General features: G+C 47.2%; 2 rRNA genes. Both read left to right on the top strand.

The window, feature by feature from the left end:
* Positions 1–15 precede the first annotated feature (15 nt).
* A 5S ribosomal RNA gene (gene rrf / locus AB4Z50_RS35965) occupies positions 16–132 on the top strand.
* 287 nt (positions 133–419) lie between these two features.
* Positions 420–534, top strand: a 23S ribosomal RNA gene (locus tag AB4Z50_RS35960); the annotation flags it as partial.

Here is a 534-nt window from a genome sequence, read left to right as displayed (position 1 = left end):
ATGTCTAGTCATTCGTTTGGTGGCGATGGCGGAGGTGAACCACGCGTTCCCATACCGAACACGACCGTTAAGCCCTTCAGCGCCGATGGTACTTAGACCGCAGGGTCTTGGGAGAGTAGGACGTCGCCAAGCGGATTAAATCATACAAGTGAGTTACCAACTTTTAGTGGTTGATTGTAACAAGCGAATATGTTAATCTAACACTCCTGCTRCGAAAGCAGTATGGACAAAATTGCACCTTGAAAACTGGATAACGAAAGAAAAAGAATTGCTGAAACATCCTTTAGTTGTTTTTACGTAAGCGAGAGGTGTTCGAGATTGTTCCGACTTCTTTTCGTTTTGTTTCAACCATTTGATGTCTTAGGAGATCAGAGAAACAAAATGAAAACGGCGSACAAGCCGAATCACCACGAGCATTTGGTTAAGCTAGTAAGAGCGCACGGAGGATGCCTAGGCACCAGGAGCCGAAGAAGGACGTGGCGAACAACGATACCGCCCCGGGGAGCCGTAAGCAGGCATTGATCCGAGGATTTC

The sequence above is a fragment of the Paenibacillus sp. 2TAB26 genome (genome assembly GCF_052115145.1).
Taxonomy (GTDB): Bacteria; Bacillota; Bacilli; order Paenibacillales; family Paenibacillaceae; genus Pristimantibacillus.
Note: the sequence above shows the minus strand (reverse complement) of the source record. Positions and strands in the feature narration are given on the sequence as shown.